The following is a 24,025-nucleotide window of genomic DNA, read 5'->3' as shown; positions in this document are numbered from 1 at the left end:
CCCGCATAAGCGGGCCTTTTTCGTAAACCGTGCCGATTACAGGCTGGATACGTTCTCAGACAGGTATTTAGCCACGCCGTCTGGGGAAGCAGCCATACCTTCTTTACCTTTTTCCCACTGAGCCGGGCACACTTCGCCGTGCTCTTCGTGGAACTGCAGCGCGTCAACCATGCGCAGCATTTCGTCGATGTTACGACCCAGCGGCAGATCGTTCACAACCTGGTGACGAACGATGCCGTTTGCGTCGATCAGGAAGGAACCGCGCAGCGCAACGCCAGCGTCCGGATGTTCGATACCGTAAGCCTGCTGGATTTCGCGTTTGATGTCCGCAACCATTGCGTATTTCACCGCACCGATGCCGCCATTTTCGACAGGGGTGTTACGCCATGCGTTGTGTACAAATTCAGAGTCGAAGGAGACGCCAACCACTTCCACGCCACGCTTCTGGAATTCTTCATAACGTTTGTCGAACGCGATCAGCTCAGACGGGCAAACGAAAGTGAAGTCCATTGGCCAGAAGAACAGAACGGTCGCTTTACCGTTGGTGTGCTGTTTGAAGTTGAAGTTTTCAACGATTTCACCGTTGCCCAGAACTGCTGCAGCTGTAAAATCCGGAGCCGGACGAGTTACCAGAACCATATGATTCTCCTGTAGATACTAAGGTTATTTGGAACGCAACGCGGGCCAGTATAGAGAGTGTTCGGGAATAAGACAAAGAGGTGGTGACAATCGTTCCGCCAGCTTTTACCTATCAATGCGAATTCTGTTACAGCTGTTTGTTTTTCGCCTGCGCCATCATGCGTGGATAGAATTGCCAGAATCGGGCCTCCAGCGCGTCGTAATGTTCATCCAGGTCATACCAGGAATCCCGCAGCGCATCCAGACGCGGTCGCCGGCTCGCCATCCCGTTCAGCACGTTCTGGATGAAATCCATCTCGCCGTAGCGCTCCAGCCAGCGTTCCGACCACAGGTAGTTATTCAGGTTCACGAAGCGCGGCGGTGAGTCCGGTAGAATAATTGACACCTGCTGGTGGGCATAGCGCACAAATTCGGGCAGCGGCATCTCCGGCGACAGCTGTTCCCAGTGGCGGGACAGGAAGTGATCCCACATCACATCAAGCGTGATCGGCGCAACGCGGCGCGTCTCGGGGCGAAACCACGCTTTGGCTTCCGTCACTTCCGGCAGGTTATCGGTCAGCACGTCGATGCGGCGGTGCATAAAAATTCCGTCGACAACCTCAGGGGAATACTCCTCTGCGGGGTTGCCGCGTACAAAATCGGCCAGCAAATTGCCGGAAAGGGAGCTGTCAGCGAGGTGGGCGAGATGCAGGTGAGCGAGAAAATTCATGCGTTTTATTTGTCCGGGGGCGGCTAGTTGTTGCAGCAAAAGGGTGTGAGCACTAGACTATGCCGCCTGTTTTTAAGTCACGAGTATACGTCATGCGCGTCGCCGATTTCTCCTTTGAACTACCTGAATCCCTGATTGCTCACTATCCCATGCCTGAGCGAAGCAGCTGTCGCTTACTGTCACTGGATGGGCCAACGGGCGAGCTGACGCACGGTACTTTCACCGATTTGCTCGATAAGCTCAACCCTGGCGATCTGCTGGTCTTTAACAACACCCGCGTGATCCCGGCGCGCCTGTTTGGCCGTAAAGCCAGCGGCGGCAAGATTGAAGTGCTGGTCGAACGTATGCTCGATGATAAACGTATTCTGGCACATATTCGCGCCTCCAAAGCGCCGAAGCCGGGCGCGGAGCTGCTGCTGGGCGATGACGAGAGCATCAAAGCAACCATGACCGCGCGCCACGACGCGCTGTTTGAGGTGGCGTTTGACGACGAGCGCACGGTGCTCGATATCCTGAACGCCATCGGCCACATGCCGCTGCCGCCGTACATTGAGCGTCCGGACGAAGAGGCCGACCGCGAGCTGTATCAGACCGTCTACAGCCAGAAGCCAGGCGCCGTAGCCGCACCAACCGCGGGCCTGCACTTTGATGAGCCGCTGCTGGAAAAACTGCGCGCGAAGGGCGTTCAGATGGCGTTCGTGACGCTGCACGTCGGCGCGGGCACCTTCCAGCCGGTGCGCGTGGACAGCATTGAAGACCACATCATGCACTCTGAGTATGCTGAAGTGCCTCAGGATGTGGTGGACGCGGTGCTGGCGGCCAAAGCGCGCGGTAGCCGCGTCGTGGCGGTCGGTACGACGTCTGTGCGTTCGCTTGAGAGCGCCGCGCAGGCAGCGAAACACGATCTAATCGAGCCGTTCTTTGGCGATACGCAGATCTTTATCTACCCGGGCTATCAGTACAAAGTGATCGATGCGCTGGTGACCAACTTCCATCTGCCTGAATCGACGCTGATTATGCTGGTTTCCGCGTTTGCCGGTTATCAGCATACGATGAACGCCTACAAGTCTGCGGTAGAACAAAAATATCGCTTTTTTAGCTACGGGGACGCGATGTTTATCACGTACAATCCGCTGGCTTTGAATGAGCGTGTCGGGGAATAAGTCCGCGGCACCGTGTTACAACGTTGGACTGTTTTTCTGACGTCGGAGAAAAAATGAAATTTGAACTCGATACCACCGACGGTCGCGCGCGTCGCGGTCGCCTGGTGTTTGATCGCGGCGTGGTGGAAACCCCCGCGTTTATGCCTGTGGGCACGTACGGCACCGTTAAAGGGATGACGCCGGAAGAAGTTGAAGCCACTGGCGCACAGATTATCCTCGGCAACACCTTCCACCTGTGGCTGCGTCCGGGTCAGGAGATCATGAAGCTGCACGGCGACCTGCATGACTTCATGCAGTGGAAAGGCCCCATCCTGACCGACTCCGGCGGCTTCCAGGTATTCAGCCTGGGCGATATCCGCAAGATCACCGAAAAGGGCGTTCATTTCCGTAACCCGATCAACGGCGATCCGATTTTCCTCGATCCCGAAAAATCGATGGAGATTCAGTACGATCTCGGCTCCGACATCGTAATGATCTTCGACGAATGTACGCCGTACCCGGCGGACTGGGACTACGCCAAGCGCTCCATGGAAATGTCCCTGCGCTGGGCGCAGCGCAGCCGCGACCGTTTTGACTCCCTGCAGAACAAAAATGCGCTGTTCGGCATTATCCAGGGCAGCGTTTACGAAGATTTACGCGATATCTCCGTTAAAGGTCTGGTAGAGATAGGTTTTGATGGCTACGCTGTCGGCGGTTTGGCTGTGGGTGAACCGAAGGAAGACATGCACCGCATTCTGGAACATGTCTGCCCGCAAATCCCGGCGGATAAACCACGATACCTGATGGGGGTGGGTAAACCAGAAGACCTGGTTGAAGGCGTTCGTCGCGGCATTGATATGTTCGACTGCGTGATGCCAACCCGTAACGCGCGTAACGGCCATCTGTTCGTGACCGATGGCGTGGTGAAAATCCGTAACGCGAAGCATAAGAGTGACACCAGCCCGCTCGATTCCGAGTGCGATTGCTATACCTGTCGCAATTATTCTCGCGCGTATCTGCATCATCTCGATCGTTGTAACGAGATTTTGGGCGCGCGTCTCAATACCATTCATAATCTTCGTTATTATCAGCGCTTAATGGCTGGTTTACGTAAGGCTATCGAAGAGGGTAAATTAGAGAGCTTCGTGACCGATTTCTACCAACGTCAGGGCCGGGATGTCCCACCTTTGAACGTTGATTAATTTTAATAATGAGGGAATTTGAATGAGCTTTTTTATTTCTGATGCGGTAGCGGCAACAGGTGCTCCAGCGCAGGGCAGCCCGATGTCTCTGATTCTGATGCTGGTTGTGTTCGGTCTGATCTTCTACTTCATGATCCTGCGTCCACAGCAGAAGCGCACCAAAGAGCACAAAAACCTGATGAACTCCATTGCGAAAGGCGATGAAGTGCTGACCAACGGTGGCCTGGTCGGTCGCGTAACCAAAGTGGCTGAAAACGGCTACATTGCAATCGCGCTGAACGACACCACTGAAGTGGTTATCAAACGTGACTTCGTAGCTGCCGTTCTGCCGAAAGGCACCATGAAGGCGCTGTAATCCCAACTTTTCCCAAAGGGAACTGCCGTGTTAAACCGTTATCCTTTGTGGAAGTACATCATGCTGGTCGTCGTGATTATCGTCGGCCTGCTGTACGCGCTTCCCAACCTGTATGGTGAGGATCCGGCCGTTCAAATCACTGGCGCGCGCGGTGTCGCCGCCAGTGAGCAAACGCTGATCCAGGTCCAGAAAACGTTACAAGAAGAAAAAATTACCGCTAAGTCTGTGGCACTGGAAGAGGGCGCAATTCTTGCTCGCTTCGACACCACCGACACGCAGCTCCGCGCCCGTGAAGCGCTGATGGGCGTGCTGGGTGATAAGTATGTCGTGGCGCTTAACCTTGCTCCTGCAACCCCGCGTTGGCTGGCTGCGCTGAACGCAGAGCCAATGAAACTCGGTCTTGACCTGCGTGGCGGCGTTCACTTCCTGATGGAAGTGGATATGGATACCGCGCTTGGCAAGCTGCAGGAACAGAACATCGACAGCCTGCGCAGCGATCTGCGTGAGAAAGGCATTGCGTACACTACCGTGCGTAAAGAAGATAACTACGGCTTGAGCATCACGTTCCGCGACAGCGCGGCGCGCGACCAGGCTGTAACTTACCTGTCTCAACGTCACCGCGATCTGGTCATCACCTCTCAGGGCAGCAGTCAGCTGCGCGCGGTGATGACGGATGCACGTCTGAGCGAAGCGCGTGAATACGCCGTTCAGCAGAACATCAACATTCTGCGTAACCGTGTAAACCAGCTGGGCGTGGCCGAGCCGCTGGTACAGCGTCAGGGTGCTGACCGCATTGTGGTTGAACTGCCGGGTATCCAGGATACCGCGCGTGCGAAAGAGATTCTGGGTGCAACTGCAACCCTGGAATTCCGCCTGGTTAACTCCAACGTCGATCAGTCCGCCGCTGCCTCTGGCCGTATCCCGGGCGACTCCGAAGTGAAACAGACCCGCGAAGGTCAGCCGGTTGTGCTGTACAAACGCGTGATCCTGACCGGTGACCACATCACCGACTCCACTTCCAGCCAGGATGAATACAACCAGCCGCAGGTTAATATCTCGCTGGATAGCGCGGGTGGTAACATCATGTCTAACTTCACCAAGGACAACATCGGCAAACCGATGGCGACCCTGTTCGTGGAGTACAAAGACAGCGGTAAGAAAGATGCCAACGGTCGTGCCGTGCTGGTGAAAGAGGAAGAGGTGATTAACATCGCCAACATCCAGTCTCGCCTGGGTAACAGCTTCCGTATCACCGGTATTAGCAACCCGAACGAAGCGCGTCAGCTCTCGCTGCTGCTGCGTGCCGGTGCGCTGATTGCGCCAATTCAGATTGTTGAAGAGCGTACCATTGGTCCAACCCTGGGTATGCAGAACATCAAGCAGGGTCTGGAAGCGTGTCTGGCCGGTCTGGTGGTTTCCATCATCTTCATGATCTTCTTCTACAAGAAGTTTGGTCTGATTGCGACAAGCGCGCTGCTGGCGAACCTGGTGCTGATTATCGGTATTATGTCTCTGCTCCCAGGGGCCACGCTGACCATGCCGGGTATTGCGGGTATCGTTCTTACCCTTGCGGTGGCGGTCGACGCCAACGTACTGATAAACGAACGTATTAAAGAAGAGCTGAGCAACGGTCGCTCTGTGCAGCAGGCGATCGAAGAAGGCTATAAAGGGGCGTTCAGCTCTATCTTCGATGCGAACGTAACAACACTGATTAAGGTTCTTATCCTGTATGCAGTGGGTACTGGCGCGATCAAAGGCTTTGCGATTACTACCGGTATCGGTGTCGCGACGTCAATGTTTACCGCTATTGTCGGCACCCGTGCCATCGTGAACCTGCTGTACGGCGGCAAGCGCGTCAAAAAGCTGTCTATCTGAGGAGTGCGTTGTGGCACAGGAATATACTGTTGAACAATTGAACCACGGCCGTAAAGTCTGGGACTTTATGCGCTGGGACTACTGGGCCTTCGGCATTTCAGGTTTCCTGCTGATTCTGTCCATCGTCATTATGGGCGTGAAAGGCTTTAACTGGGGTCTCGATTTCACCGGTGGTACGGTCATCGAGATCTCCCTGGAAAAACCGGTCGATATGGACCAGATGCGCGAATCGCTGCAGAAAGCGGGCTTTGAAGAGCCGCTGCTGCAGAACTTCGGCAGCAGCCGCGACATCATGGTGCGTATGCCTCCGGTACACGACGCCAACGGCAGCCAGGAGCTCGGTAGCAAGGTTCTGAAGGTCATAAACGAATCGACCAGCCAGAATGCGGCGGTGAAGCGTATTGAGTTCGTTGGCCCGAGCGTGGGTGCGGACCTGGCGCAAACCGGCGCGATGGCGCTGATGGTGGCGCTGATTTCCATCCTGATCTACGTTGGCTTCCGCTTCGAGTGGCGACTGGCGGCAGGTGTGGTTATCGCGCTGGCGCACGACGTGGTCATCACCATGGGCGTACTGTCGCTGTTTCACATTGAGATTGACCTGACGATTGTGGCATCCCTGATGTCCGTTATCGGTTACTCACTGAACGACAGTATCGTGGTATCTGACCGTATTCGTGAAAACTTCCGTAAGATCCGTCGCGGTACGCCGTACGAAATCTTCAACGTGTCGTTGACCCAGACGCTGCACCGTACCTTGATCACATCCGGAACGACCTTAATGGTTATCCTGATGCTGTATCTCTTCGGTGGTCCGGTGCTTGAAGGTTTCTCGCTGACCATGCTGATCGGTGTGTCTATCGGTACGGCGTCGTCCATTTACGTCGCGTCCGCACTGGCACTGAAACTCGGCATGAAGCGCGAGCACCTGCTCCAGCAGAAAGTCGAAAAAGAAGGGGCGGATCAGCCGTCCATTCTGCCGTAAGACAGCGTCTTAGGTGTTATCGAAATCCCGGTCGATTGGCCGGGATTTTTTTGCCTGCTCCTGACAAACACTCCTGACAGTATGCTGTCAGGAGCCCTGTCGTAGACTCCTTCTGAACCCAACAACAGGCAGGAGGAAGTATGAAAAGTGTGATTAACTGGTTTGAAATTCCGGTCGCCGATATGGATCGCGCCATCAAATTTTATGAACCGGTAATGCAGGTTACGCTGAAGCGCGAGAAAATGGACGTGGCAGAGCTGGCGATTTTCCCGCATGAAGACCCGGCAACCGGCGGCGCGCTGGCGAAATTTGACGGCGTTACGCCGTCGCAGCAGGGCGCTATTATTTATCTGCATACTGACAATCTGGCGGCCACGCTCGATCGCATTGCCTCTGCGGGCGGTGCATGCGTCTTTGGTCCTCTGGAATTGCCGCGAGGCATTGGCACCATTGCCCTGTTCACCGACAGCGAAGGTAATCGCGTCGGCCTTCATCAACCGGCCTGAGAGCAAAAAAGACGATGACCCGACGCGCTGACCGTTTGTTTCAGATTGTGCAGATCCTGCGGGGCAGGCGTCTGACAACGGCAGCGCATCTGGCGGAGAGGCTCGGCGTCTCCGAGCGCACGGTCTACCGCGATATCCGCGACCTGTCGCTTTCCGGCGTGCCGGTAGAGGGCGAGGCAGGAAGCGGATACCGGCTACTGTCGGGCTTTGACCTGCCGCCGCTGATGCTGACAAATAAGGAGTCCGAGGCGCTGATGGTGGCAATTCGCCTGCTGAAAACCTGGGGCGGAGAGTCGTTGTCTCGCGCGCTGGAGTCGGCACAGGAGAAGGTGCTGGCGATCTTGCCCGAGGAGAGCCGACGCAAGGCGGAGCAGACGCGGATTTATGCGCCGGATATTGCGCTTCAGCCCCATTCCCGCAGCGGATTTGATGTGATTCATCAGGCGATTTCCGCCCAGCGAGTGCTGGCGCTGCATTACCGTGATGAAGCAGGCCAGTTATCATGGCGTGAAGTGCAACCTCTGGGGCTGTTCTTCTGGGGTGAGCACTGGCTGCTGGCCGCGTGGTGCGAACGGCGCGATGATTACCGTTGCTTCCGACTCGACCGGTGCCTCAATATTGTGCAGACGGAGAGGCGGTTTAGCGAGAGTGCGGACAGGTCATTGGCAGATTTTCTGCGCAAGGTGAAGCAGTAAAAAGCCAGCACTTGCGCTGGCTTATGCGCCGGGTGGCGCTTCGCTTACCCGGCCTACGGTTTGTGCCGTTATCGGGTTTGTAGGCCGGGTAAGGCGTAGCCGCCACCCGGCGCAGTCACAGGATTAGAAGTTGTAACCCACCACCAGGTAACCACCCCAACCGGTAGAGCGGACGCTGAAATCGCCGTTACCGAAGTTCAGGCTCGCGTCGTCATTCCACTGACCGCCGTTGTGCCAGTAACGCGCCACAACAGAGTAGTGCCAGTGATCGTAGTTCAGCGCCAGGATGTGGCTGGAAGCGATGGAGTCGTTGGTGCGCGCTTTCTTACCGTTCAGATCGCGGAAGTCGTTGTCGCCCAGGTCTGAGCCCCAGTCAAAGTTGGTGAAGCCGATGTAGCTCAGGTTGCCGCCCCACAGCTGGGTGATTGGCACAAAGTATTTCACTTTGAAACGGTAGCCGTCCCACTCGTTTTCGTTCGCAGCACCGTAGTTCTGCCACTGGTACTTCGCGTACACGTTCATGGACAGGCTCATTGGCAGACCGGTATCGATGTCCGTACCCAGACCCATGTACCAGGTGCTCTGACGACCGGACTTGTTACGGCCCATGTCGTAGATATAGTTGTTTGCGAAGTACCACTCTTTGAACGGACCAAACGCCAGGCTGGTGCCCGTCAGCTTATCAATAGAGAAGCGCGGCTCGATCTCCATGAACAGCGGAGAACCGTGGTTCCAGATACCTTTCGCGTCGGTGTTACCACCGAAGAAGACCGGGGCATCCATATAACCATAGAAATCAAACCAGTCTTTCTTGGCGAACGCTTCGTATTCCAGATAGGTATCGTTGCGGATCTGAGGTCCGAAACGGGTGTGGTAGCTTCCCACCACGTTAACGCTCTGGTGCCACCAGTCGGAGAGGTATTGTGGTTTATCGTTTTCCGCTGCGTTAACAGTGAAAGAGGAGGAGAGTGCCAGTACAGCACCGGCTGCGAGTAATGTTTTTTTCATAATCATGCCACTGATTGAAATTCCCTTCCGGGAGTGAAAAATGCGCGATTTGCGTATCAAAATATTTCGTGTTTCTGCGGAGCCTATTATAGGAATCCTTGCTCACAAAAATATGTGTTGTTTCACATATCTCTCACATGCGTAATCGATTGCGTTCACGTTTGCGTACTTTAAACGGCCGGGATTGTAACGGCAAACATTTATGTTGCCAATCCATACGAAATGTAAATGTTAGCGGAGTGACATTTCACTCCGCTAAAAGAGGAGGTTATTGCGCGGCAGGTTGAATGTCGTGAATGCGGATAAAGCCCAGCTGTTCTGGCGTGAGTCCGCTCAGCTGTAGCGGGATATCAACATCGCTCGGGGCAAGCGTGCTGGCGGGGGCGGTGAAAAGCTGGTTCTTCACGTTCACTTCCTGGTAGCTTTCCGTGGTGCCCTGAATTTGGCCCCACTCTACGGTGCCGCTGAACGCGGGAAGCGGATCGTTGGATTCACCCTGAATGCGTAATGTTGCGCGAGTACCATCGGCATTCGCTGCAACATTCACCAGAGACATCTTTAACGTGCCAAGCTGGCTGTTCAGGCGCGCGGGCGTTTTGGCACCCGGCAGCAGATAAACGCCGCTGTTGGATTTTGCATTCAGCGCATTTTGCTGGGTGATCTTCACGGTCTCTTTGTTCAGCTTGTCCATGGCCGCATTGAGCGTGTTCACGCTTTGTTTCATTTCGCGGACTTCAGTTTGCTGTGCACAGGCGCTAAGGGTAAAGAGGCTCCCCACCAGCAGAATTCTCAGGTAACGTCTTGTCATTGCGTTTATTTCCTTGAAATAACGGATCGCCTTTATGGTAGCCAGCTTCATTGTGTCTGACATAGATCCATTGTCTCAAAAAGCTCTTCCTTTGTTGTCAGGCCAGATCAGGGTAAAATGAAAATCAGTTAACCGGATTACAGGGATACCGTATGCATTGCCCATTCTGCTCCGCTGTGGATACCAAAGTCATCGACTCTCGCCTGGTGGGTGAAGGGTCTTCCGTACGCCGTCGCCGACAGTGTCTGGTGTGCAACGAGCGTTTCACGACCTTTGAAGTTGCAGAGCTGGTAATGCCGCGCGTGGTGAAAAGTAACGACGTGCGCGAGCCGTTCAATGAAGAAAAGCTGCGCAGCGGAATGCTGAAAGCTCTCGAAAAACGGCCCGTCAGCGCAGACGATGTCGAAATGGCGTTAAATCACATCAAGTCTCATCTTCGTGGCTTAGGTGAGCGCGAGGTGCCGAGCAAAATGATCGGCAACCTGGTGATGGAGCAGCTGAAAAAGCTCGATAAAGTCGCCTATATCCGCTTCGCCTCGGTCTACCGCAGTTTCGAAGATATCAAAGAGTTTGGCGAAGAGATCGCCCGCTTACAGGATTAAGCCCATGCAGGACGAGATGTACATGGCACGAGCCATGAAGCTGGCGCAGCGTGGTCGTTTTACTACCCACCCGAACCCGAACGTGGGGTGCGTTATTGTCAAAGAGGGTGAGATCGTGGGCGAAGGTTATCACCTTCGCGCGGGCGAGCCGCATGCGGAAGTTCATGCGTTGCGCATGGCGGGCGAGAAAGCGCGCGGCGCAACGGCCTACGTCACGCTTGAACCCTGCAGCCATCACGGGCGTACGCCGCCGTGCTGCGAAGCGCTGATTGCGGCAGGTGTGTCGCGCGTTGTTGCATCAATGCAGGATCCCAACCCGCAGGTAGCCGGACGCGGGCTGTATCGACTCCAGCAGGAAGGCATTGACGTCAGCCACGGGCTGATGATGCAGGATGCGGAAGCGATTAACAAAGGCTTCCTGAAGCGTATGCGTACCGGGTTCCCGTATATTCAGCTCAAGCTGGGCGCCTCGCTGGACGGTCGTACGGCGATGGCAAACGGCGAAAGCCAGTGGATCACCTCCCCGCAGGCAAGGCGCGATGTGCAACGTCTGCGCGCACAAAGCCATGCTATTCTCACCAGCAGTGAAACCGTTTTGGCTGACGATCCGGCCATGACCGTGCGCTGGGACGAACTGAATGCCGATACCCAGGCGCTTTATCCGCAGGAGAACCTGCGTCAGCCGCTGCGCATTATTATTGATAGCCAGAACCGCGTGACGCCGAATCACCGCATCGTGCAGCAGCCGGGAGAAACCTGGATTGCCCGCACGAAGGAAGATACGCGTGAATGGCCGGAAGGCGTGCGCAGCATCATGGTGCCGGAGCATAACGGGCATCTGGATTTAGTGGTGCTGATGATGCTGCTCGGCAAGCAGCAGGTGAACAGCATCTGGGTCGAAGCCGGGCCAACGCTCGCCGGTGCGCTCTTACAGGCCGGACTGGTGGATGAACTGATTGTCTACGTTGCGCCTAAACTGTTAGGGCACGACGCGCGCGGCCTGTTTGTGCTGCCTGGCCTTGAAAAACTGGCCGACGCACCGCAACTCAGATTCAGCGAGATGCGTCCGGTGGGTCCGGATGTCTGCCTCCACTTAACGACAGCGTAATTGCTCCTGAAATAGGGAAGCAGTGCGCAAAGTATTATGATAAAATCCGCCCCCCTGCGGGGCCAAATGAACCCGTAAAGGAAGAGTATGAACATTATTGAAGCTGCTGTAGCTACCCCGGACGCTCGCGTCGCCATCACCATTGCGCGTTTCAACAACTTCATCAACGACAGCCTGCTGGAAGGTGCCATTGACGCCCTGAAACGTATCGGCCAGGTTAAAGATGACAACATTACCGTTGTTTGGGTTCCAGGCGCTTACGAACTGCCACTGGCGGCGGGCGCGCTGGCGAAAACCGGTAAATATGACGCGGTGATTGCGCTGGGTACCGTTATTCGTGGCGGCACTGCGCACTTCGAATACGTTGCGGGCGGTGCAAGCAACGGTCTGGCACACGTTGCGCAGGATGCTGAAATTCCTGTCGCGTTCGGTGTGCTGACCACCGAAAGTATTGAACAAGCCATCGAACGTGCTGGCACCAAAGCCGGTAACAAAGGTGCAGAAGCTGCACTGACCGCGCTTGAAATGATCAATGTATTGAAAGCCATCAAGGCCTGATTTTTTTGTAAGGGGAATTCCGTGAAACCTGCTGCTCGTCGCCGCGCCCGTGAATGTGCCGTCCAGGCACTTTACTCCTGGCAGTTGTCCCAGAACGACATCTCTGATGTTGAATACCAGTTCCTGTCAGAACAGGACGTGAAAGACGTTGACGTTCTGTACTTCCGTGAACTGCTGTCGGGAGTGGCGACTAATAGCGCGTATCTCGATGGCCTGATGAAGCCATACCTGTCCCGCCTGCTCGAAGAGCTGGGCCAGGTGGAAAAAGCAGTGTTGCGTATCGCGCTGTTTGAGCTGTCTAAACGTGATGATGTGCCGTATAAAGTGGCCATCAACGAAGCGATCGAACTGGCGAAAACCTTCGGCGCTGAAGACAGCCACAAGTTTGTAAACGGCGTACTTGATAAAGCAGCACCTGCGATCCGTCCCCACAAAAAGTGATCCGCAAACCGGAGTCCTGCATTGCCTGACGGGCAGTGCAGCTCCGGTTTTTTCTTTTATTTGCTGAGGCATAACGTATGGCATGCGGCGAATTCTCCCTGATTGCCCGTTATTTCGACCGTGTCAGAACCTCTCGTCTTGATGTTGAAACCGGCATTGGCGATGACTGTGCACTTCTCAATATTCCCGAAAAACAGACGCTGGCAATCAGCACCGACACCTTAGTGTGCGGCCGTCATTTCTTACCGGATATCGATCCTGCCGATCTGGCGTATAAAGCGCTGGCGGTGAACGTCAGCGATCTGGCGGCGATGGGTGCCGATCCTGCCTGGCTGACGCTGGCTCTGACCCTGCCAGAGGTGGATGAAGCCTGGCTGGAAGCCTTTAGCGATACGCTGTTTGAGCAGCTTAGCTACTACGATATGCAGCTGATTGGCGGTGATACCACCGCCGGGCCGCTGTCGATGACGCTGGCGATCCACGGCTACGTGCCGCTCGGCCGCGCGCTGAAGCGCTCGGGCGCAAAACCCGGTGACTGGATCTACGTGACCGGTACGCCGGGCGACAGCGCGGCAGGGCTGGCGATCCTTCAGAACCGTTTAGCGGTTGAAGATGCTGACGACGCGGCGTATCTGGTGAAGCGCCATCTGCGGCCAACGCCGCGTATCTTGCACGGCCAGGCGCTGCGCGAACGGGCGAGCTCGGCTATCGATCTCTCTGACGGGCTGATCTCGGACCTCGGCCATATTCTGAAGGCCAGCGGCGTCGGCGCGCGCGTTGACCTGGACCTGTTCCCGCTGTCGGAGCAGCTGCTTCGCCATGTCGAACCTGAGCAGGCGCTGCGCTGGGCGCTGTCCGGGGGTGAAGACTACGAACTGTGCTTCACCGTACCGGAGCTGAACCGTGGAACGCTCGACGTGGCGTTAGCGCATCTTGGCGCGAAATTCACCTGTATCGGGCAGATCATGCCGGAGAGTGAAGGGCTGAAGTTTGTGAAAGACGGTGCGCCGGTTACGTTGGACTGGAAAGGGTACGATCACTTCGCGTGAGTTTGTACACTCTGTATTGCCGGGTGGCGGCTCCGCCTTACCCGGCCTACAAAAGAGGGGCTTATTTAAACCCCACCACCGGATGCTGCTGATACGGCGTCTCCAGCTCGGCAACCTGTTCGGGCGTCAGCGTGATATCCACCGCGTTTAACAGTTCGTCCAACTGCTCTTCCCGGGACGTGCCGATAATGGGAGCCGCGACGCCGCGTTTACCCAGCAGCCATGCCAGCGCTACCTGGGCGCGGGTTGCGCCGGTATCGTCGGCAATCCCGGCCAGGCGTTCGGCAATCAGCGCATCGCTGGCTTCTGTTCCGCCGTACAGATTTTTCCCCACCTCATCGGATACCAGCCGGGCCGTGGTTTCCCCCCACGGACGGGTCAGACGTCCGCGCGCCAGCGGGCTCCAGGGGATGACCGCCACGCCCTCCTGATGGCACAGCGGCAACATCTCACGCTCTTCTTCACGATAGATCAGATTGTAGTGATCCTGCATGGTGACAAAGCGCGCCCAGCCGTGCTGCGCCTGCAGATCCAGCGCCTGAGCGAACTGCGACGCGTGCATCGACGATGCGCCGATGTAGCGTGCTTTACCGGCTTTGACGACGTCGTTGAGCGCCTCAAGCGTCTCCTCGATCGGTGTGTTGTAATCCCAGCGGTGAATTTGCAGCAGGTCGACGTAATCCATGTTCAGGCGCCTGAGGCTGTCGTCAATGGAACGCAGGATCTGCGCGCGAGAAAGGCCCTGCGGCAGGTCCCCCACCGGGTAGTACACCTTGGTGGCGACGACGATGTCATCCCGACGGGCAAAATCGCGCAGGGCGCGGCCAACAATCTCCTCGCTGCTGCCGTCGGAGTAGCTGTTGGCGGTGTCAAAGAAGTTAATGCCGCCCTCGATGGCGCGTTTGATAATCGGACGGCTGCTCTCTTCCGGCAGCGTCCAGGCGTGGTTTCCCCGGTCGGGTTCGCCAAAGGTCATGCATCCCAGACAAAGTCGGGAAACCTTAAGGTCCGTTTTTCCTAATGTTGTGTATTGCACGGTTCCGCTCCTGCTGTTTAAACACCAGGTTTAAGCATAGCAGGAGCGGAAAAGGGGAGGGGTTATGCCAGCCAGCTGCGGATTTTGGCTTCGATACCTGCGGCATCCAGACCAATTGCCGCGCGGGCTTCGTCCTGCGTGCCTTGTGGAATGAAGTAATCGGGCAATCCAAGATTCAGCACCGGCACGGCTTTACGGTTTGCCATCAGTACCTCGTTTACGCCGCTGCCCGCGCCGCCCATGATGGCGTTTTCTTCCAGCGTGACCAGCACGTCGTGGCTTTCCGCCATGCTCAGGATCAGGGACTCATCGAGCGGCTTAACGAAACGCATATCCACCAGCGTGGCGTTCAGCGTTTCGGCTACTTTTGCCGCTTCCGGCATCAGCGTGCCGAAGTTCAGGATCGCCACTTTTTCACCGCGACGCTTCACCAGGCCTTTACCGATCGGCAGTTTCTCCAGCGGCTGCAGCTCAACGCCCACCGCATTGCCGCGCGGGTAGCGAACGGCGCTCGGACCGTCCTGATAGTGATAGCCGGTAAACAGCATCTGGCGACATTCGTTCTCGTCGCTCGGCGTCATGATCACCATGTCCGGGATGCAGCGCAGGAAAGAGAGATCAAATGCACCCTGGTGCGTCTGGCCGTCGGCACCCACAATGCCCGCGCGGTCGATAGCAAACAGCACCGGCAGCTTCTGAATCGCCACGTCGTGGATCACCTGATCGTAGGCGCGCTGCAGGAAGGTGGAATAGATCGCGACAACCGGCTTGTAGCCGCCAATGGCCAGGCCCGCTGCAAACGTTACCGCGTGCTGCTCGGCGATGGCGACGTCGAAATACTGGTCCGGGTATTTTTTGGAAAACTCGACCATGCCGGAGCCTTCACGCATGGCGGGCGTTACAGCCATCAGCTTGTTGTCTTTGGCCGCGGTTTCACACAGCCAGTCGCCAAAGATTTTCGAATAACTCGGCATGCCGCCGCTGCTTTTTGGCAGACAGCCGCTGGTATGGTCAAATTTCGGCACCGCGTGGAAGGTGATCGGATCTTTTTCCGCCGGTTCGTAGCCACGCCCTTTTTTGGTCATGATGTGCAGGAACTGCGGGCCTTTCAGGTCGCGCATGTTCTTGAGCGTGGTCACCAGACCGAGCACATCATGGCCGTCAACCGGGCCGATATAGTTAAAGCCCAGCTCTTCAAACAGGGTGCCCGGCACGACCATGCCTTTGATGTGCTCTTCGGTACGCTTGAGCAGCTCTTTGATCGGCGGTACGCCGGAGAAGACTTTCTTGCCGCCTTCACGCAGCGAGGAGTAAAGCTTGCCGGAGAGCAGCTGCGCCAGATGGTTATTCAGCGCACCCACGTTCTCGGAGATCGACATTTCGTTGTCGTTAAGGATAACCAGCATGTCCGGCTTGATGTCGCCTGCATGGTTCATGGCTTCGAAGGCCATACCCGCGGTGATGGCACCGTCGCCAATCACGCAGACGGTGCGGCGCTGCTTGTTCTCTTTTTCGGCGGCAACGGCAATCCCGATGCCCGCTGAGATGGAGGTGGAGGAGTGACCGACGCTCAGCACGTCATACTCGCTCTCACCGCGCCACGGGAACGGGTGCAGGCCGCCTTTCTGACGAATGGTGCCAATTTTATCGCGACGACCGGTCAGAATTTTGTGCGGATAAGCCTGATGGCCCACGTCCCAGATGAGCTGATCGAACGGCGTGTTATAGACATAGTGCAGCGCCACGGTCAGCTCTACCGTGCCAAGCCCGGAGGCGAAATGGCCGCTGGAGCGGCTAACGCTGTCGAGCAGGTAGCGACGCAGTTCGTCGCACAGCTTCGGCAGGCTCTCTTTCGGCAACAGGCGTAGCTCCTGGGTGGAGTCAACTAACGCCAGTGTCGGGTATTTGGCAATATCAAAACTCATCAAAGGCTCATCGAGATATATAGTTTATTTATCACGCTGGATTATATAGTCCGCTAGCGCTTCCAGTGCCGAGGTATCCAGCGATTGCGCGGCCAGTTGGTTCAGCGACTGGCGGGCATCCTCTATCAGGTCCCGGGCTTTACGTTGGGCTTGCTCAAGACCCAGCAGGGCGGGGTAGGTACTTTTGCCAAGCTGCTGGTCCGCACCCTGACGTTTACCCAATGTTGCAGTATCGCCCACCACATCCAGAATGTCATCCTGAACCTGGAATGCCAGACCGATACTTTCTGCGTATCTGTCCAGAATCGGCAGGGCGTTGCGCCCGCGTTCACCTGCGCTCAGCGCGCCCAGGCGAACGGCTGCACGAATGAGCGCACCCGTCTTATGACGGTGAATGCGCTCCAGCTGTTCCAGATTAACCTGACGACCTTCCGCCTCTAAATCCAGCGCCTGACCGCCGCACATCCCGGCGACGCCGCTGGCCATTGCCAGTTCGGAGACCATCGCCAGACGGTCGCGATCGGCCACTTCCGCCATCGGCGCGTCGCTCAGAATCGAGAACGCCAGCGTTTGCAGGGCATCCCCCGCCAGAATGGCATTCGCCTCGCCAAACTTAATGTGGCAGGTTGGCTGACCGCGACGCAGATCGTCGTCGTCCATGGCCGGAAGATCGTCGTGGATCAGCGAGTAAGCATGGATGCACTCAACGGCGGCTGCCGGGGCATCCAGCGTGTTATCGCTGATGCCGAACATATTCCCCGTGGCGTACACCAGGAACGGGCGCAGGCGCTTTCCACCCAAGAGTGCGCCATAGTGCATGGCTTCAACCAGTGGAGTGTTCTGAAAAGGCTGCGGTTCAATGAAACGGCGCAGGGCATCATTGGCGCGAACAACGCGCGCCTGAAGCGCGTTAGCAAAATCCATTTACTCGGCGTCCGGTGTGAATGGCGTGGTTTTCGCGTCTTCGCTGTCGGAAAGCAGGATCTGCACGCGCTGCTCGGCCTGCTGCAGCTTGACCTGCCCCTGACGCGCCAACTGCACGCCACGTTCGAATTCGTTGAGCGCTTCTTCCAGTGGGAGATCGCCGCTCTCAAGACGGGTAACTATCTGCTCCAGCTCACTCAGCGCAGTTTCAAAACTGGCCGGTGCGTCGTTCTTCTTCGGCATAGTGAATTAACTCTTATATTCTTCGCCCCATCATGGTAACGGACTCGGGGCAATTATCAAATAACGCGAGCGGCGCGATGGTGGTATACTTGCGCGCCTGGATGCAGCCACGGGTGTGGGCTGCTGTATCATTTTCCATTACAAGCCTTAATACGCTTGCCTAAGAAACATTGCCGCCATGAAGTTTATCATTAAATTGTTCCCTGAAATCACCATCAAAAGCCAATCTGTGCGTTTGCGCTTTATTAAAATTCTCACCGGGAACATTCGTAACGTATTAAAGCACTACGACGAAACGCTCGCCGTGGTGCGCCACTGGGACCACGTGGAAGTGCGTGCGAAAGACGAAAACAAACGTCAGGATATTCGCGACGCCCTGACGCGTATTCCGGGTATTCACCATATTCTGGAAGTGGAAGACGTTCCTTTCACCTCTATGCACGACATCTTCGAAAAAGCGCTGGTTCAGTATCGCGATCAGATCGAAGGCAAAACCTTCTGCGTGCGCGTGAAGCGTCGCGGCAAGCACGAGTTCAGCTCCATTGAAGTGGAGCGCTACGTGGGCGGCGGTCTGAACCAGCACGTCGAAACGGCGCGCGTGCGCCTGACCAACCCGGACGTGACCGTCAATCTGGAGATCGAAAACGATCGCCTGCTGCTGGTAAAAGGCCGCTATGAAGGCATCGGCGGCTTCCCGATCGGTACCCAGGAAGACGTCCTGTCCCTGATCTCCGGCGGCTTTGACTCCGGCGTCTCCAGCTATATGCTGATGCGCCGCGGCTGCCGCGTGCACTACTGCTTCTTCAACCTGGGCGGCGCGGCGCACGAGATCGGCGTACGTCAGGTGGCGCATTACCTGTGGAACCGCTTCGGCAGCTCTCACCGCGTGCGTTTCGTGGCCATTAATTTCGAACCAGTGGTTGGCGAGATTCTGGAGAAAGTAGACGACGGCCAGATGGGCGTCATCCTGAAGCGCATGATGGTGCGCGCGGCGTCCAAAGTGGCTGAACGCTACGGCGTGCAGGCGCTGGTGACCGGTGAAGCGCTGGGCCAGGTTTCCAGCCAGACGCTGACCAACCTGCGTCTGATCGACAACGTGTCTGATACGCTGATCCTGCGTCCGCTGATCTCCCACGACAAAGAGCACATCATCGACCTGGCGCGCGAAATCGGCACCGAAGATTTTGCCCGTACCATGCCGGAATACTGCGGCGTGATCTCAAAAAGCCCAACGGTGAAAGCGGTGAAGGCGAAGATCGAAGCGGAAGAAGAGAACTTCGATTTCAGCATTCTGGAAAAAGTGGTGGCGGAAGCGTCCAACATTGATATCCGCGAGATCGCTCAGCAGACCGAGCAGGACGTGGTTGAAGTGGAAACCGTGAGCGGTTTCGGCGCTAACGATGCGATTCTGGATATCCGCTCCATTGACGAGCAGGATGACAAACCGCTGCAGGTTGAAGGCGTGGACGTGGTTTCTCTGCCGTTCTACAAGCTGAGCACCAAGTTTGGCGATCTCGACCAGAGCAAAACGTATCTGCTGTGGTGTGAGCGCGGGGTGATGAGCCGCCTGCAGGCGCTGTATCTGCGCGAGCAGGGCTTTGCGAATGTGAAGGTGTATCGCCCGTAGTTTCTCGCCGGGGAGTGCGGCCTGATGCCCTCACCCCGGCCCTCTCCCACAGGGAGAGGGAGAAAACACCTATTCGTAATAATTATAAATCCCCGCCGGCATCACCAGCGACGATGCCACTTCGTACGCCTTCTCGCGCCCGACCAGCAGATCGATAATCTTTAAGCCAAAATCAATCGCGGTGCCGGGCCCCTGGCTGGTCAGCAGGTTGACGCGAGGATCCCAGACGACGCGTTTATCCACCCAATGCGCTTCCGGGATCGTATCCTTAAGCCCCGGGAAGCCGGTCATGTTGCCGACGGGAAAGATATCGTGCGGCACCAGAACCGTTCCTGCTGCGGCACAGATAGCCGCGACGATGCGGCCGGATAAATGAAACTGACGCACGGTCTCGACCAGCAGCGGGCTGTCGCGAAAATATTCCGCGCCTTTCAGGCCGCCGGGCAGCACGATGATGTCGTAATCTCCGTCAGCCACCTGAACCAGCGGCGCATCTGCCAGGATTTTCACCCCGCGTGAACAGGTGATTGCCAGATTACCGTCGCTGGCGACGCTGGCGGTAGTGACCTTAATGCCGCCACGCACCATCAGGTCGATAGTGGTGACGGCTTCCATCTCTTCGCTACCAGGGGCGAGGCAGATCAGTGCCGACGCGCTCATATTCACTCTCCTTACGTTTAACCAGGTCATACAGGCGGGCGTTTTCCGGCACGGCGATGCCGTGCGCGCGGGCGCGTTTTAGCAGATAGCCCGTGATGTAGTCGATCTCCGTGTGGCGTAATGCCCGAACGTCCTGCAGCATCGAGGAGATATTTTCTGCAGTACTATCAATAACCTGCTCGACATAATAGCGTAAATCATCCGCCGAGGTATGCAGGCCTTCACGTTCAATCACCGAGGCGACTTCTTCACACAGCGCGGTAATCTCATGAGGATGGTTTTTCAGCTCACCGTTCGGGCAGTCCCACAGCGCCGTCAGCGGGTTGATCACGCAGTTCACCGCCAGTTTGCGCCACAGCTGAGGGCGGATGTTGTTATGCCAGGCGACGTCTGGCAGCACTTTCTGTAACACGTCCGCCAGATAACTGTAGTCGCCGTCCTGCTCGCGGCCCGGACCGATATGGGTTACGCCGCTCGCAACGTGCACGATGATATTGCCATCGCGCCGCGCCGCCTGAGTCGTGGTGGCCATCAGCAGCGGCTGCGTGATGCTCTTGAGTTCATCAAGGGTTCCCATGCCGTTATGCAGCAGCAAAATGGGTGCTGTGGGGGGGAGCTGCGCGGCCAGCGCTTTTACCGCATCGGAAACCTGCCACGCCTTGAGCGTCACCAGCAGCAGGTCGCTTTGCGCCAGGAAATCAGGATCGTTGGCGGTAAGGGATTCATTAAAGATACTTCCGTCTTCATCAATCAGGTTTACACTGCAATAGGGCTGAGGCACGCGCAGCCAGCCCTGTACTTCGTGTCCGTGCTTACATAGCGCGGTCAGCCACAGCTGACCCAGGGCGCCGCATCCGAGCACTGTAATTTTCATTGTTCCTCCTCACCTGCACTTACGCCAGGTGTTACGGCCTAAGTATAGCGCCGTCGACTATGCTTTTGAGTTATGCCTTGTTGCGGGTATTATGCAACGCAACAAAAATGAAGGGAGAAGAAAAGATGCCATCTTTCGATATTGTTTCCGAAGTTGATATCCAGGAAGTTCGCAACGGCGTGGATAACGCAAGCCGTGAAGTTGAGTCACGTTTTGATTTTCGTGGCGTTGAGGCGACGTTTGAGCTGAACGACGCCAATAAGACCATTAAGGTGCTGAGCGAGTCAGATTTCCAGGTTAACCAGCTGCTCGACATTCTGCGCGCCAAGCTGCTGAAACGCGGCATCGAAGGTACCTCACTGGACGTGCCGGAAGAGTTTGTCCACAGCGGCAAAACCTGGTTCGTGGAAGCGAAGCTGAAACAGGGTATTGAGAGCGCGGTGCAGAAGAAGATCGTGAAGCTCATCAAAGACAGCAAGCTGAAGGTGCAGGCGCAAATCCAGGGCGAAGAGATTCGCGTCACCGGGAAATCACGCGACGACCTCCAGTCGGTGATGGCGCTGGTGCGTGGCGGCGATCTGGGACAGCCGTTCCAGTTCAAAAACTTCCGCGATTAAGACAAAAATGCCCGGTTCAACCGGGCATTTTTTTTAAGCTTTCAGGGCCTGCTCCACCTCGAAGCGGTTGGTTACCTTGCTGTCTATTTTAACGTAAGCGCTACGTTCCTCCGGAACAATCAGCACTTCCGTCACGCCTTCTTTTTCTTCCAGACGCTGTTTGAGCGCATCACTGACGTCGATCTCTTCCGGAATTTCCACGCGCAGGCTGCTCACGTAGCGCGGCTCTTTCATGGTGCTGGCAACCAGCAGCCAGACCGTTGCCAGCAGCGCACCGGCCAGGAACACGGTTTGCGAATCAAACAGGCCGTCAACCCAGCCGCCGAGCGAGCCGCCAATGGCCACACCGAGGAACTGGCTGGTGGAGTAAATGCCCATTGCCGTACCCTTATAGCCCGCAGGAGATTCTTTGCTAATAAGTGACGGCAGCAGCGCTTCCATCAGGTTAAACGCCAGGAAGAACAGCTGTACGCCAGCAACCAGTTCCCAGAAGTGCGGTCCGGAGCCCCAGAGCACGATCTCGGCAACCAGCAGCAACGCCACGCAGCCCACGAAAACGCGCTTCATCTTGCGCTTCACTTCGGCATAGATGATAAACGGCACCACGGAGACGAATGAGATCAGCATCGTCACCAGATAGATTTTCCAGTGCTCGGCGGCAGGAAAGCCCGCAGCGGCAAGCTGGCCGGGCAGGGCGACAAATGTAGACATCAGCAGAATGTGCAGGCACATAATACCGAAGTTCAGCTTCAGCAGTCGCGGCTCGACAATCACTTTGCTAAAGCAACCTTTCACCATTCCGGATTCACGGTTCAGAACGTGGTTTTTACTATCAGGCACCACCCACAGCGTAAGCGCGATCCCGATGGTCGCCAGCACGGCAATCATCCAGAACAGCGCGTGCAGACCCAATGTGTGCGTTATGATGGGGCCCAGCACCATCGCAATCGCAAACGTCACGCCAAAGCTGACGCCGATAAAGGCCATCGCTTTAGTGCGGTTCTGCTCGCGGGTGAGATCTGACAGCAGCGCCATCACCGCGGCAGCAATCGCGCCGGAGCCCTGCAGGGCGCGGCCAAGAATAATTCCCCAGATGGAGTGGGAGAGGGCGGCAATGACGCTACCGAGTACAAAGACCAGCAGACCGCCGACAATCAGCGGCTTACGGCCAACGCGGTCTGAGAGCAGACCAAAGGGGATCTGAAATACCGCCTGCGCCAGTCCGTAGATGCCAATGGCCAGACCAATCAGCGCTTCGCTGGCTCCCTGCAGCGCCATGCCGTACGTGGTCAGAACAGGCAGGACCATAAACATGCCAAGCATCCGTAGCGAGAAAACAGTCCCTAAACCCCAGGTCGCGCGTAGCTCGCCCGGCGTCATTTTATAATCGTTCATTGCCACCTCAGTTCAAAAGCAGGCCATAGTGTAGTGCGGGGAAGGGGCGGGGTAAATAAAGGGTTATTTAACAAATATTACATGCGTTATTAATGGATTCAGTGAATAAAAAAGGGTGCCGAAGCACCCCTTTATTCACCTGTTGTGGCTTACCAGACGTAAGTCAGCAGGTTGTGTGAATCCGGCACCATGAAGTCCACGGACATCATCACGGACAGCGAGGTGATGGCCACAATCGAGAACACAAACAGCTTGCGCGCCCAGACTTTGTCATCTTCCACTTTGTAACCGCGCAGCGCCATACCGAGCCACCAGACGCTCACCGCAGCCGCCACCACCAGATATTTATATCCGGCGTAGCCGCCCAGAGAGAGCATCAGCGTTGCCACGGCAAAGGCGATGATATACAACGTGATGTGGTTCTTGGCAACCGAAATGCCCTTCACGACCGGCAGAACCGGGATGTTCGCTGCCTGATAATCCTTAAAGCGGAAAATCGCGATGGCATAGGAGTGCGGCATCTGCCACAGGCTAAAGATAGCCAGCAGGATCAGCGCACCGCTGTCGAACTCGTTCGTGACCGCGCAGTAGCCAATCACCGGCGGCGCAGCGCCGGAGAGAGAACCAATCAGCGTGCCGTAGACGGAGTGGCGTTTCATATACAGGCTGTAAACGCCCACATACACCACGAACCCCATCACCCCCAGCCAGCAGGCCAGCGGGTTAGCACCAAACCACAGCAGCATAAAGCCAGCAATACCCAGCAAGGTGGCGTACACCAGCGAGACGGAAGGGGCGATCAGGCCTTTCACCAGCACCCGATTTTTGGTCCTTTCCATCTTCTTGTCGATATCCATGTCGATGTAGTTGTTAAATACACAACCGGACGCAACAACCAGTGACACACCGACCAGCGTGTAGATAAAGAGGGTGTAATCAATGCTGCCCTTAGAGGCCAGCAGGAACCCTCCGATCACGGAGATCAGGTTGCCAAAGATGATGCCTGGTTTCGTTACTTGCAGGTATTGCTTAAACATACTCGCCG

26 protein-coding genes are annotated in these 24,025 nt (G+C 56.4%); 14 read left to right on the top strand and 12 right to left on the bottom strand.

From position 1 onward, the window contains the following. Positions 1–36: 36 nt before the first annotated feature. Together KK102_RS07800 and acpH are read right to left on the bottom strand one after the other, a co-directional pair. A complete protein-coding gene (locus KK102_RS07800) occupies positions 37–639 on the bottom strand; it encodes a peroxiredoxin C (RefSeq protein ID WP_003859113.1) in 603 nt (200 codons plus the stop codon). 127 nt (positions 640–766) lie between these two features. Next, the gene (gene acpH, locus KK102_RS07795) at positions 767–1,348 is read right to left on the bottom strand and encodes an ACP phosphodiesterase (protein WP_216357316.1); all 582 of its coding nucleotides are present in this window, start codon (positions 1,346–1,348) and stop codon (positions 767–769) included. Positions 1,349–1,440: 92 nt separating this feature from the next. On the opposite strand from acpH, the gene queA reads away from it, so the two are divergent. The 7 genes from queA (at position 1,441) to KK102_RS07760 (ending at position 8,105) form a co-directional block, all read left to right on the top strand. After that, entirely contained in the window at positions 1,441–2,511 is a 1,071-nt protein-coding gene (queA, locus tag KK102_RS07790; protein ID WP_126543941.1) for a tRNA preQ1(34) S-adenosylmethionine ribosyltransferase-isomerase QueA, read from the top strand. A gap of 53 nt (positions 2,512–2,564) precedes the next feature. Further along, positions 2,565–3,692: a tRNA guanosine(34) transglycosylase Tgt gene (gene tgt / locus KK102_RS07785; protein ID WP_089599266.1), complete on the top strand. Its 1,128-nt coding sequence runs from the start codon at positions 2,565–2,567 to the stop codon at positions 3,690–3,692. A 22-nt stretch (positions 3,693–3,714) separates the two neighbouring features. Then, complete coding sequence (yajC, locus tag KK102_RS07780; RefSeq protein WP_003859109.1) at positions 3,715–4,047, top strand: preprotein translocase subunit YajC; 333 nt, start codon at positions 3,715–3,717, stop codon at positions 4,045–4,047. A 27-nt stretch (positions 4,048–4,074) separates the two neighbouring features. Continuing rightward, positions 4,075–5,922, top strand: a complete 1,848-nt coding sequence (secD, locus tag KK102_RS07775; RefSeq protein WP_126543942.1) for a protein translocase subunit SecD — start codon at positions 4,075–4,077, stop codon at positions 5,920–5,922. Between the two features lie 10 nt (positions 5,923–5,932). Further along, positions 5,933–6,904, top strand: a complete 972-nt coding sequence (gene secF / locus KK102_RS07770) for a protein translocase subunit SecF (protein WP_089599268.1) — start codon at positions 5,933–5,935, stop codon at positions 6,902–6,904. 140 nt (positions 6,905–7,044) lie between these two features. After that, positions 7,045–7,410, top strand: coding sequence for a VOC family protein (locus KK102_RS07765; RefSeq protein WP_089599269.1), 366 nt, complete (start codon positions 7,045–7,047; stop codon positions 7,408–7,410). Positions 7,411–7,424: 14 nt separating this feature from the next. Beyond that, a complete protein-coding gene (locus KK102_RS07760; RefSeq protein WP_216357315.1) occupies positions 7,425–8,105 on the top strand; it encodes a helix-turn-helix transcriptional regulator in 681 nt (226 codons plus the stop codon). Positions 8,106–8,228: 123 nt separating this feature from the next. On the opposite strand, the gene KK102_RS07755 is transcribed toward KK102_RS07760, so the two are convergent. Both KK102_RS07755 and KK102_RS07750 read right to left on the bottom strand, forming a co-directional pair. Next, a complete protein-coding gene (locus KK102_RS07755) occupies positions 8,229–9,113 on the bottom strand; it encodes a nucleoside-specific channel-forming protein Tsx (RefSeq protein WP_010428066.1) in 885 nt (294 codons plus the stop codon). A 268-nt stretch (positions 9,114–9,381) separates the two neighbouring features. Beyond that, positions 9,382–9,921 carry a SadB/YajI family lipoprotein gene (locus KK102_RS07750; protein ID WP_216357314.1) on the bottom strand — a complete coding sequence of 180 codons (540 nt, stop codon included), beginning with the start codon at positions 9,919–9,921 and terminating at the stop codon, positions 9,382–9,384. 152 nt (positions 9,922–10,073) lie between these two features. Between KK102_RS07750 and nrdR the strand changes: the two genes are divergently transcribed. The 5 genes from nrdR to thiL all read left to right on the top strand — a co-directional run bounded on the left by nrdR (position 10,074) and on the right by thiL (position 13,679). Next, positions 10,074–10,523, top strand: a complete 450-nt coding sequence (gene nrdR / locus KK102_RS07745) for a transcriptional regulator NrdR (RefSeq protein ID WP_006176872.1) — start codon at positions 10,074–10,076, stop codon at positions 10,521–10,523. Between the two features lie 4 nt (positions 10,524–10,527). Continuing rightward, on the top strand, positions 10,528–11,631 hold the full coding sequence (ribD, locus tag KK102_RS07740; protein WP_126543945.1) for a bifunctional diaminohydroxyphosphoribosylaminopyrimidine deaminase/5-amino-6-(5-phosphoribosylamino)uracil reductase RibD: 1,104 nt from the start codon (positions 10,528–10,530) through the stop codon (positions 11,629–11,631). A gap of 87 nt (positions 11,632–11,718) precedes the next feature. Then, the gene (gene ribH, locus KK102_RS07735) at positions 11,719–12,189 is read left to right on the top strand and encodes a 6,7-dimethyl-8-ribityllumazine synthase (protein WP_006176874.1); all 471 of its coding nucleotides are present in this window, start codon (positions 11,719–11,721) and stop codon (positions 12,187–12,189) included. A 21-nt stretch (positions 12,190–12,210) separates the two neighbouring features. Then, positions 12,211–12,630 (top strand): transcription antitermination factor NusB, encoded by a 420-nt coding sequence (gene nusB, locus KK102_RS07730; protein WP_024906809.1) that lies wholly within the window; start codon positions 12,211–12,213, stop codon positions 12,628–12,630. Positions 12,631–12,707: 77 nt separating this feature from the next. After that, positions 12,708–13,679: a thiamine-phosphate kinase gene (thiL, locus tag KK102_RS07725; RefSeq protein WP_216357313.1), complete on the top strand. Its 972-nt coding sequence runs from the start codon at positions 12,708–12,710 to the stop codon at positions 13,677–13,679. A gap of 61 nt (positions 13,680–13,740) precedes the next feature. On the opposite strand, the gene KK102_RS07720 is transcribed toward thiL, so the two are convergent. The 4 genes from KK102_RS07720 to xseB all read right to left on the bottom strand — a co-directional run bounded on the left by KK102_RS07720 (position 13,741) and on the right by xseB (position 17,807). Next, positions 13,741–14,715: an aldo/keto reductase gene (locus tag KK102_RS07720; protein WP_023293167.1), complete on the bottom strand. Its 975-nt coding sequence runs from the start codon at positions 14,713–14,715 to the stop codon at positions 13,741–13,743. 62 nt (positions 14,716–14,777) lie between these two features. Next, positions 14,778–16,640, bottom strand: coding sequence for a 1-deoxy-D-xylulose-5-phosphate synthase (gene dxs / locus KK102_RS07715; protein ID WP_216357312.1), 1,863 nt, complete (start codon positions 16,638–16,640; stop codon positions 14,778–14,780). Positions 16,641–16,664: 24 nt separating this feature from the next. Beyond that, complete coding sequence (gene ispA, locus KK102_RS07710; RefSeq protein WP_126543949.1) at positions 16,665–17,564, bottom strand: (2E,6E)-farnesyl diphosphate synthase; 900 nt, start codon at positions 17,562–17,564, stop codon at positions 16,665–16,667. Further along, complete coding sequence (gene xseB, locus KK102_RS07705) at positions 17,565–17,807, bottom strand: exodeoxyribonuclease VII small subunit (RefSeq protein WP_008503331.1); 243 nt, start codon at positions 17,805–17,807, stop codon at positions 17,565–17,567. 178 nt (positions 17,808–17,985) lie between these two features. Here xseB and thiI point away from each other — a divergent pair, with 178 nt between their 5' ends. Next, complete coding sequence (gene thiI / locus KK102_RS07700; protein WP_126543950.1) at positions 17,986–19,434, top strand: tRNA uracil 4-sulfurtransferase ThiI; 1,449 nt, start codon at positions 17,986–17,988, stop codon at positions 19,432–19,434. A 69-nt stretch (positions 19,435–19,503) separates the two neighbouring features. Here thiI and yajL read toward each other — a convergent pair whose 3' ends face one another. Together yajL and panE are read right to left on the bottom strand one after the other, a co-directional pair. Next, a complete protein-coding gene (gene yajL, locus KK102_RS07695) occupies positions 19,504–20,094 on the bottom strand; it encodes a protein deglycase YajL (RefSeq protein WP_216357311.1) in 591 nt (196 codons plus the stop codon). Next, positions 20,057–20,968 (bottom strand): 2-dehydropantoate 2-reductase, encoded by a 912-nt coding sequence (gene panE, locus KK102_RS07690; protein ID WP_126543951.1) that lies wholly within the window; start codon positions 20,966–20,968, stop codon positions 20,057–20,059. Before panE ends, yajL begins: the two co-directional genes overlap by 38 nt. Positions 20,969–21,093: 125 nt before the next feature. Between panE and KK102_RS07685 the strand changes: the two genes are divergently transcribed. After that, entirely contained in the window at positions 21,094–21,585 is a 492-nt protein-coding gene (locus tag KK102_RS07685; protein ID WP_040076922.1) for a YajQ family cyclic di-GMP-binding protein, read from the top strand. A 33-nt stretch (positions 21,586–21,618) separates the two neighbouring features. On the opposite strand, the gene KK102_RS07680 is transcribed toward KK102_RS07685, so the two are convergent. Both KK102_RS07680 and cyoE read right to left on the bottom strand, forming a co-directional pair. Beyond that, on the bottom strand, positions 21,619–22,980 hold the full coding sequence (locus tag KK102_RS07680; RefSeq protein WP_126543953.1) for an MFS transporter: 1,362 nt from the start codon (positions 22,978–22,980) through the stop codon (positions 21,619–21,621). Positions 22,981–23,129: 149 nt separating this feature from the next. Further along, positions 23,130–24,017 (bottom strand): heme o synthase, encoded by an 888-nt coding sequence (cyoE, locus tag KK102_RS07675; protein WP_010428092.1) that lies wholly within the window; start codon positions 24,015–24,017, stop codon positions 23,130–23,132. Positions 24,018–24,025 lie beyond the last annotated feature (8 nt).

The sequence above is a fragment of the Enterobacter quasimori genome (assembly GCF_018597345.1).
GTDB lineage: Bacteria > Pseudomonadota > Gammaproteobacteria > Enterobacterales > Enterobacteriaceae > Enterobacter > Enterobacter mori.
This window is presented reverse-complemented; position numbering and strand designations above follow the sequence as displayed.